The 10,602-nt window shown below is 35.2% G+C and carries 5 protein-coding genes; all 5 read right to left on the bottom strand.

Annotated elements, in window-relative coordinates:
- Positions 1-147 precede the first annotated feature (147 nt).
- Entirely contained in the window at positions 148-1,584 is a 1,437-nt protein-coding gene (locus Megvenef_RS04485; RefSeq protein WP_322776792.1) for an FMN-binding glutamate synthase family protein, read from the bottom strand.
- Positions 1,585-1,772: 188 nt separating this feature from the next.
- Complete coding sequence (gene parC, locus Megvenef_RS04480) at positions 1,773-3,992, bottom strand: DNA topoisomerase IV subunit A (protein ID WP_322776791.1); 2,220 nt, start codon at positions 3,990-3,992, stop codon at positions 1,773-1,775.
- Between the two features lie 50 nt (positions 3,993-4,042).
- Positions 4,043-6,916 carry a translocation/assembly module TamB domain-containing protein gene (locus tag Megvenef_RS04475; protein WP_322776790.1) on the bottom strand — a complete coding sequence of 958 codons (2,874 nt, stop codon included), beginning with the start codon at positions 6,914-6,916 and terminating at the stop codon, positions 4,043-4,045.
- A gap of 10 nt (positions 6,917-6,926) precedes the next feature.
- Complete coding sequence (locus Megvenef_RS04470) at positions 6,927-8,720, bottom strand: autotransporter assembly complex protein TamA (protein WP_322776789.1); 1,794 nt, start codon at positions 8,718-8,720, stop codon at positions 6,927-6,929.
- Positions 8,721-8,948: 228 nt separating this feature from the next.
- Positions 8,949-10,602: hypothetical protein (locus Megvenef_RS04465; RefSeq protein ID WP_322776788.1), on the bottom strand; the 1,654-nt coding region annotated here is incomplete at its 5' end.

Below are 10,602 nucleotides of genomic sequence, written 5' to 3'. Positions count from 1 at the left end.
AAAAAATGAATGTGCGGTGATTTATTTTTGAAATTCTTGAAATTATATCAAAAATTTAGAGTTTTGACGGAGAGACTAGTTAATCTGTGTCACCCGAACAGCTTAGCATTGCTCCAAGGCACACTCCTTATCATAACAAAAAATACTTTAAAAACTTTCTGCTTTTGCTATATGCCACAAATCAGCGTATACGCTGTTAGAATTTTTTTCCAGCAACTCGCCTTTATGCAGTTGCGGGTATATAGCAGCAAAACTTTTGCTAGTGCTTGTGTCAATATATCTTCTAATATGCTCAGGATCAAGCTGGTCTGGGTCATCTATACCAAGCGCTCCAACAAGTTCACAAAATGAATGTATAGTTCTCTTTTGGAAATTAGCTACTCTCACTGATTTATCCTTTACATCTAACATAGACCAGCGATGCTTGTTTTGTGTAGCAATACCAGTAGGGCATCTATCAGTATTACAGCTAAGTGATTGAAGGCATCCAAGTGCAAACATCATTGCTCTTGCCATGCTGCAAGCATCAGCACCAAGGGCAATCTTGGTAACCATGTCATAACCAGTAGCAATTTTTCCACTGGCAATTAATTTTATATCGTCTCGCAGATTTGCTCCAACAAGGCAGTTGTGGACAAATGTTATGGATTCATTTATAGGAGTACCAATACGATTGGTAAAAGTAACTGGAGCAGCACCAGTTCCACCTTCAGAACCATCAACCGTTATAAAATCAGGCCTTATTCCTGTTTCGATCATAGCCTTACATATGGCCATAAATTCAGTTTTATGCCCCAAACATAGCTTAAACCCAATCGGTTTTCCACCAGTGATTTTACGTAACCTTGCAACAAACTCCATAAGTCCAATTGGTGTGGAAAACTCTGTATGCATAGGTGGAGAAATAGCATCCTTCCATGGCTCAAGCATACGAATTTTTGCTATTTCTTCAGTCACTTTTGCTGCCGGCAATATGCCGCCATGCGCTGGTTTTGCTCCTTGAGATAATTTGATCTCAATCATTTTCACAACGTCATTCTTAGCAATTTGCTCAAATGAATCTTGGTCAAAGCGCCCATCTTGGTAGCGACAGCCAAAATAGGCTGTTCCTATTTGCCAAACTAAATCCCCCCCATTCTCAAGATGATATGAGCTAACTCCCCCCTCGCCGGTGCTATGAGCAAATTTACCAATTTTAGCACCTTTATTCAGTGCCCTAATAGCGTTGGGACTAATTGATCCAAAACTCATACCTGATATATTTAATCGTGATGCATCATAAGGTTTTGTACAATCTGGCCCACCTATTAAAATTCTAGTTTTATCATGAGATACTGTTTTAGGAGCAAGCGAGTGATAAGAAAAAACATAACCAACACTAGTAAGATCGTTTTTGGTACCAAAAGCAATAGTTTCCCGAACTCCTTTAGCTTTTTGGTAAATTAGGGATCTAGTTTCTCGTGAATAAGGTGTTCCGCTATTGTCAGTTTCAATATAATATTGTTGAATCTCTGGTCTAATAAATTCGAGTATATACCTCAAATGACCAATTACAGGATAATTTCGGAGTACCGTATGGCTCACAGACCTTATGTCATGTATTCCAATTAAGATATAAGGAATTATAATAAATAAAGCATAAATAATAGGAGGCCAAAATTGGTAAATAATGAATACCAATAAGGAACTAACTATAGAAATAGTATAATATAACCAACGCATATATTCACCCAGATTGAATCTATGCCATGATTATACAACTTATACTATCATCAATTAAACTTATTATTCTTCGGAAAGCCTGAAGGAGGTATTTTTCCAATACTACCGCGTTTTGCGCGCCACGCCATTATTTCTTTTTCTAGCCTCATCTTAGACCCAAGGCTCCAAGCCAGCCCTTCATTTGAATCAAAAGTTTTGACATCACCAAGTTTTGCATCACGGTATTTTTGTAAGGTTACTCCCTGGCCACGCTTCATTTCTGGCACTTCATTAATAGCAAAAACCAGTAATTTTCTATTTGTGCCAATAACCGCTACCATATCACCACTGACAGAAGTACAAACTACACATCTATCATCACCACTTACTTGCATAATTTGTTTGCCGTTTTTAGTCGAAGCAACAGCATCGTCGCTATTAATTATAAAGCCTTTCCCTTTAGTGGAGGCTAACAATAGCTTTTCTCCTGGTAGGTATGGAATAATGTTAACTACATCATGATTATCAATATCAACCATCAGCTTTATCGACTCACCATGACCTTTACCCCTAGCAAAGTTATCACCGAGTACTGTAAAAAACTTACCACCCGCAGAGCATATTAGTACGCTACTTGTAGTGTAAGTTTCAACGATAAACGCTTCTGAATCACCTTCTTTAAATTTAATGCCAGATAAATCTAAACCATGCCCCTTCATAGACCTAATCCAACCCATTTTCGAGCATATAACCGTGATTGGCTCTTTTTCAATGAATGCTGAAATATCAATTATTTGTGCACTCATTTCTACTTTCTCGAAGTTTGTTCTGCGAGCTCCTAGAGCAGTTTCTAAGCTAAACTTTTTTTGAATAGTAGCAATATCGGTTTTGATAAGTTTCCACAATAGGCGTGGATTTTCTAAAATTTGACATAGCTGAGCATGCTGTTTTTTAAGCGATTCGTGCTCAGCATTTATTTGTTCTTCTTCTAGTTTTCTTAAAGCACGTAGTTTTATATTGAGTATAGATTCTGCTTGATTATCGTTGATAAAAAACTTGCTCATCAACTCTTTTTTGGGATTATCCTCTTCTCTGATAATTCTGATTACTTCATCAATATTTAAGTAAGCCACTTTTAAAGCATGTAAAACCTCTAACCTTTCATCTATTCTAGCAATTTGATATTTGGTCCTTCTAGTTATTATTTCCTGGCGGAACTCTATGAATTCTTGAAGAACCTGCAATATGTTCATCACTTTCGGTACTCCACTTGAACTCAAAACATTAAGGTTCAAGTGAATCCTAGATTCTAGTTCAGTAAGTTTAAACAAAGATTCCATTATAATCTCAGGAGAACACCCTCGGCCTTTAGGTTCAATAACTATTCTAATTGTCTCTGCAGATTCATCTCTGATATTACTAATTAGAGGAATTTTTTTGTCCATTAGTAATGAAGCAATTTGTTCAATCAACCTTGATTTTTGTACTTGATATGGAATTTCGGTAATAACTATTTGATATAGTCCATGACTAAAGCTTTCTTTTTCCCATTTTGCCCTTACTCGAAAGCTACCTCTACCAGTTTCATAAGCAGCATCAATAGTACTCTTACTGTCAATAATAGTGCCCCCAGTAGGAAAATCTGGTCCCTTAATAAATTGCAGAACGTCCGCACAAGTAGCTTTGGGGTTATCAATCAAATGAATTAAAGCATCGCATAGCTCATGTAAATTATGCGGTGGGATGCTAGTCGCCATTCCTACAGCTATACCTTCGGAACCATTTGCTAGCAGGTTAGGGAACTGCGCCGGCATCAGCACAGGCTCTGTATCAGAGTCATCATACGTTAGTCGAAAATCAACGGTATCTTTATCAAGATCCTCCATTAATAAAGTGCATATCTCTGTCATCCTTGATTCGGTATAACGCATAGCAGCTGCATTATCACCATCAACAGAACCGAAATTTCCTTGCCCATCAATAAGTGGATATCGTAGAGAGAAGTTTTGAGCTAATCGAACAAGAGTGTCGTAAACAGCCGTATCCCCATGTGGATGATATTTACCAATTACATCACCTACTACCCTAGCACATTTTTTATAGCCGGAACTTGGGTCAAGTTTCAATTTCATCATGGCATATAATAGTCTTCTATGTACTGGTTTTAAACCATCGCGGACATCTGGCAATGATCTTGACATAATAGTTGAAAGCGCATAAGAAAGGTAACGCTCAGATATTGCACTACCAAAGTCAACATTTTCAACATTTGAATCTTCTTCAATGGTCATTATAGTTACTTAATTCTATATATTTGATGGCAGGTTATCATTAAACGATACTAATAGTCAAATCTCCAATTAATACCAATGGACGTATTTCCTTCTTGTTTTGTTACATTTTCTATAGAAATCTTTGGAGTAATTTGCACCTCTATTCTCAGTTTAGTAGTATCCGCTTGCCTACCACGTTCTATTTCAAAATAAATCTTATCAGTTAGATATTTTCCAAGTCCAATTGAAGTATTTTCAGGATTTGCTGCGTCAGCTTTAAAATTTATGTCATCCACCCTTAGAATCTTACGTCCAAAACCGATAGGATCCAAACCTCCCCCATGCCCTGAAAGCCTCCTAGCAGCATCAGCTAGCTGTACAGCCTGGAAAGCTGAGATATCTACTGTATCTTGTCCAAATAACAAAAATGATAAAGCTCTTTCTTCACTCATTGATGGAGTCGATTCTATAGCAATATGTGGATTAACAATTGAACCAGATAATATTAATCTTATTTCTGTACCCCTATTAACATATACCCCAATAATATTTAGGAATGGTGATGGAGATAACGGCCCATCAAAAATAAGCTCACCCTTTCTTATGGTTAAGATCTTGCCAAATTCTTGATACCTACCTCGAACAGTGTTAAGTATTCCTTTAACAATTGGTAGATTATTATCACCACTTATTTTTAAATTACCGTTCAACCTGGTGTCGACTCCCCAACCTCGTATAAACACTTTATCTGTTGTAATAAGATCTATATTAAATTTTAATGGATAACTAAACTTATTCTGTTCAATAACTACTTCTTTAGTATTTAATTCTGGAATCTTCTCCTTAAAACGCTCTGGTATCTTGATTTCAAACGGACCTAAAGTTAACTGACCTTTGGCTATTGCTTCTGTTTTATCCCCTTGAATTAAAATGTTTCCATTTAGTTCACCATGCATATAAGGAGTGTTGATTGGGTTAAGTTTTTTACTTGCCATATTAAAGCTAAAAGCATATTGCTCAGTCAAAGATACTTTACCATCACCTTGTAAACTATTACCGAACCTGTCCTTAGCTGATATTTCAGAGAAATTAATAAGCTTACCATTTGCTTTGATAGTACTAGAAATATCTTTTAGCTTTATACCGTACTGTTTATAGTCATACTTAGCACTGCTTAGCTTAAGTTGGCCACTAAGGTGCGGATCGTTTACAGTCCCCTGAGCTTTTATAGTACCATCAAGCCTACCAACAATTTTGTGTCCTGGCATCGCTAGTAGTGGCTCAATTGGTATATTTTTAAGCAAGGCACTCGCCAATATAGAGCCGTCATCAATACTTGCCTCTATATTAAGTAAACCATCATCAATTTTTAGATTATCCAACTTGAACGTATTTTTATCACCAACAACCAAAAGAATTTTACTTGAACTCTTTATTTGAGCACTCCCAATGGTGCCCCCAATATTATTGATAACAAACTCGGTTGGCACAGATAAAGGTTTAGTACTTTTCTTATTGATTGATTTAAATATGCTATCAAAACTTAGATTTATAGGAAGTGGCCGCTTTGAAAGAACATTGCCCTTCACATTGATATCTTCGTTTTGCAACTGGGCATCAATTTTTACCTCATCAAGTATAAAATTACTTATATTTAAGGCTTTGAAGAGAACACTTAAATGAGCAAATTTCCCTTGCCACAAATCAGGAGAGGTCAAGTTTATATCAACAGTATCAAAATTAATGCCGTTACTTGATAAGTCGCTAACTTGACCCTTTAAATACAGTTGCTGCTTTAAATTATCAGTTGATGAAAAACCGGCTTCTATGTTCATTGAGCCACTATGTATAAATGGAAAATATTTTACCACTTCTACCAACTTTTTATCTACTACCGAGATTTTACCAGTCAATATAAGGCTACTCAAATCAAGTGTTAAATTGGCTGTTTTCTCAGAATCAATCCCTTTTGTTATAAAGTTTAATAAGATTAGTTTATTATTTTTATAAGCTATACCTCCTCTTGCATTCATTGCTCCATAATTTAATTTTACAAACCCATTAACACTATTCTGAGACAACAAAACTTCTGTATCGTAGACTAGTGGCGATCTATCAATATCTATATCTCCAGTAGCAATAATTTTAGGATTCTTTACTGTTCCGGTAATATTTATTTTTCCTTTTGATTCACCTATATATTCTTGTATTTGAGGATCTAATAACTGTTTTAGAAAATTTGATTGATGATCAACTTCACCATTAATTATATTATGTTTCTGGTCAACAAATAATTTACCAGTAACATTAGCTATTTCAGAACTAAACTTTGAATATTTGATATCCAACTGCTCTTGATTTTGATCATATGATCCTAGCATTTCAAAGGAGTTATCTTTTTCCAAAGATAGCTTGCCATTAGTTGTAAAGGCTAATTGTTGCTTCGAGCTGTTATACTCAAGATGAGAATTCAAAGAAAAAGAAAATGGTTGGATGAGGCCAGTTAAGGCAGGAGCAAGCTTAACTTGGTCAAAGCTTATCTCTCTAATAATTATATCAGGATTAAATAACCCGCTTGGTTCAGTTGTATATACTACTTGCGGAACTTTATTTACCGTTAACTCTTCTGCAGAAATTGACCAGAAAGTTACTTCCCAAAGAGAAAAAAGTGAAGGTAGGATATTAATGTGAAGATTTTTTAAAGAACCAACTTCTCCTGTTTTGTCATCCACTGAAAGAAAATCTATATCTGCAATAAGAGGAAAAGATATATTTATGTTACCAATTTTTGTAATTAACCCAAATTTGTTATTCAAACCATCAACCACGGTTCGGGCAAGGAATATTTTGGCGTGATCTGTTTTTAGCCAGATAACACCAGAAATTATTATCACCTTAAGCAACAATAATAATACTATTAAAATTTTCCAAAAACTTTTCATATTTATATAACTAAAACGATTGCCCAATACCAAAATATAATTGGTAAGACTTATCTACAAATTTCCGACGTTTCAACGGAAAACCAACATCGAATCTTAAAGGACCAAAATTAGTCAAATACCTAACCCCTAAGCCGGCTCCTTGTAAAAGCCTTTTCCTTAATTGAGGTGTTAATGAACTATAAGCAAAGCCGCTATCCAGAAAACCAACTACACCTATACTATCATTCATTTTTAACCTTAGTTCGATAGTCGTTTCAACAAAAGACCTACCACCTACGGGACGATTGCTACTATCTAAGCTACTTGCAAATTGATAAGCATATCCCCTTAGTGAATTATTACCTCCAACATAAAATCTCTCTGTTTCAGGTATTGGTGATTTTGTTCCCCGTATAGTTCCTGTTGCCCCCCTGAGCGCTAATACCGGTTGTAGCTCGCTCTTGGCCGTGAAATATGTTGAAGCAGAAATTTGGGTTTTAAAAAATGGCCTTTCTTTTGAATCCATATAAAAATATGGCGCAGTTTCTAGCTCAAAAATATGTCCCTTTTTCGAATCAAGTATATTATCCCGAGTATCATGTGTAATATACAAAGGAGTTGAAACCAAAGAATAACGCTGTTTACTAGCGGCGCTCTTCTCAAATTTCTTGACCACTGCATGAGAAAATTTAGTTCCGACTCCCCCACTCCATTCTTGTGAAAGTTCTCTTTCTAAATAACCTGATACAGAACCCTCTTTACTTTCAAACGTCTTTAGTTTTTTATTTTCAAATTTAGCACCCAATCTCAGAGTCTGATCATCTCGTTTAAAAAATGGCTTTGTATAACCTAATTCAAAAATCTGTTCTTTAGGATTTCCTAAGATATTGGTTTTCACTTCTTCACCTGAGCCAAAAAAGTTTCTGTGCTCCCACCCGATTGTTGCCCCAAGACCTATCTCCGTTTCGTATCCTATCCCCGCTTTTAGGCTTCGAGCCTTGCGCTCAGTTAGGTTAAAACCGATTGGCACCAATCCATCTTTATTTACATATTCTGGGATTATTGGGGTTGTTGAAGAAAATAATCCACTTTTTTGTAGAAAGCCCCTTGATTCAGCTATAATGGTACGTCTAATACACTGGCCATCTAAAAGTTTAACTAATTTTCTTACATATTCAGCTTTTATAGTTTTTAAGCCAATAAATTCCACTTTCTCAAGTTTAGTAGACGGCCCAGCTTCAATTAAAAATTTGATTTTAACCTCATGATTTACATGATCTATTTCTGCTTCATGGGTTACTGATAGCGATAATATACAATTTTTATTTTCTAAATATTCTAATATTTTTTTCTCTGCATCTAGAACATTTTTTGCAATAGCGTAGTCGCCAATTTTTATCCCGATTTTATCGATTTTTAGCACGTTAACGTTTTTATTACTCGTATCCGTAAAAACAATTGATAAAGCTGAAATTTTATAACGCTGTCCCGCGATAATATTAAATATTATCGAATTGTCAGGTTCATTAGGAATTTCAACATCAATAGTGTGAGCGTAATAACCTTTGGAACGCAATAGCTTAGAAAATGATTTTTTGACTTCGCTTTCCCAATAGGCTTTTTGATCCGTGGTTTTATATAATTTGGCAGTTTGTTCCATTTCTTTGCCAAGAGAATCTAGGTATTTCTTAAGCCAGAGTTTAGAATCCAGCTTGATTACAAAATGTAAATCTTTTTTTTCAGCAGCAATGGATGAAGGAATAAATACAAAGATGAAGAAGAAGTAAAAAATTGCAACAATTATTGTTCTAGATTTGCTCATATCACCATAAGTGCAGCTATTGATTATTTAAAATTACGAATTTAGAATAATCCATCTTTTTCCTAAAAGCTTTCATAATCTTGATGAGATTAGTTAGATTAGTAAAGAAAATTATCCAAATTACATCTGCGTTTTGACAAAACAAGTTATATAATACTAATTTTGGACAACCTGTTATGAATTTCGCCATCACGCTCAGTAAAAAAATGAGAAATATGAATCTTTAAGCTAAGCTTCAACAAACCGATCAAAACCCTCAATTAATAAAGCCCCTCTAACGCCAGTCATACTCTGGTTAAGGCCATATATATCAGCAATTCTCTTACTTAGCCCCGGATCAAGTTTATTTTTCGACCTAAGAGTCATATCAAACGTTTTGGGCGTCTTGTTATTATTTTCAAAATGAATTAAGCCATCTATTTGCATAGAATTTTCCTCAAAATCAACATTAAAAATAAACCTTAAATAATGTTCTCTACTACGATCTATTTTTACTTCTTGCTCTATTACTCTTTGCCCATTGTGAAATGGTATCAAAACAGAATGCCATTTAAAATTATCATTCTCATCTTGAACAAACGGCGTTAAAAGCTCCTTAATATTTTGATATTCTGTAGCCAATTTTTTGATTTCGTCATTATCAGCAAATAAGCTTATTATACTATTAAGGCTTCTTGCGGTAGAGCTCTGTTGCCCCATGCTGGTCTGCTTTAACTTAGCAAGCGAACCGGTCAAACTGCGATCTATGGCAGCGGAATCATGCTCAGCTTCTTCGGATAACTTAGTTTTTGAATTGTCTACGGACCGTTTTTCTAACTTTGCAAACGGCGCAAGCAACTTACTTGAATTCTCAAACAGCTGATTTGTATTAAATGTATTAGGAGTCTGCAATAATTTTGTTTCTTTATTATCGCTGCTTATCTGGTTATTATTTTTCTGGTCTGCTACTAATGGAAGTTCAACTGTTTCTGTTTTTTGTCCACTTAATTGAGTATTTGACATTAGAGAAATGGCTTTTGTAGGAACAGACTGCAGATTTTGACTTTCAGTAGTTTTTTCAGTCGTTACAGGGTTATTTGCAAAAAGAGCAGCAAATTTTTTTACAGACGAATCAAAATTACTAACTTTAAAAACAAAATCAGCAACAGCTTTAGTAACGTCTTTACCAAGTGGTTGATTATTAAGACTAGTCATTTCAAGGACTAACTTTTGCCCTACGGGCATTTTTGTCCCTTGAGCAGCAATAATGCCAAAAGCGGTCCTAATTAATTGCTCCCCTTCTTTTCCATTACCACTGACAATTCCATTGAAAGTAAAGGCAGCTGTTGAAGCCTGATTACTAAACACTACATTAGCCGCTATCGGTAGTTTTGGATTATCTTGCCCAGCCGCATGACTAATTACCTTAAACAAAGATGATGATTTATCCATACCAGTTAAATTTAGATACGAAACTAGGCCAGAAATAACCTTAGGCATATTTCCAACATTTTTAATAGTCACGTGGCTTTCATTAACCAGTTGTGTATCGGATATTTTATTTTGCAATGTTTGGGTAAGGCGGACAGGCTCTAATTTCAATAATTCGTCTGAATCAATTTTTTTATTATTTATACTTAAAATATTACCACTAGCTTCACCACGCACGTTTAAAAGTTTTAAACTTACACTATCACCACTTACTAAATCATGCTTGTTAGGAGCAGAAAATTTACCATATGCAGTATCAAAAATAACTTCACCCTTAATATTAGTTTCAACAACAAGACCCTTTACAGTCGAGCCAGATTGCAACTGACCTAATATTTCAATTTTTACTATTTTAGGTTGCAATGGTAATTGACCGCCAGTGTCTTGTGTAAATTGGTATAATTGACCATTA

The organism is Candidatus Megaera venefica, from assembly GCF_034554655.1.
Taxonomy (GTDB): Bacteria; Pseudomonadota; Alphaproteobacteria; order Rickettsiales; family Rickettsiaceae; genus Megaera_A; species Megaera_A venefica.
This window is presented reverse-complemented; position numbering and strand designations above follow the sequence as displayed.

Excerpts from the sequence above, each read along its gene's own strand:
- parC (WP_322776791.1), bottom strand. The coding sequence starts at position 3,992 with ATGACCATTGAAGAAGATTCAAATGTTGAAAATGTTGACTTTGGTAGT.
- Megvenef_RS04470 (WP_322776789.1), bottom strand. The coding sequence starts at position 8,720 with ATGAGCAAATCTAGAACAATAATTGTTGCAATTTTTTACTTCTTCTTC.
- Megvenef_RS04475 (WP_322776790.1), bottom strand. The coding sequence starts at position 6,916 with ATGAAAAGTTTTTGGAAAATTTTAATAGTATTATTATTGTTGCTTAAG.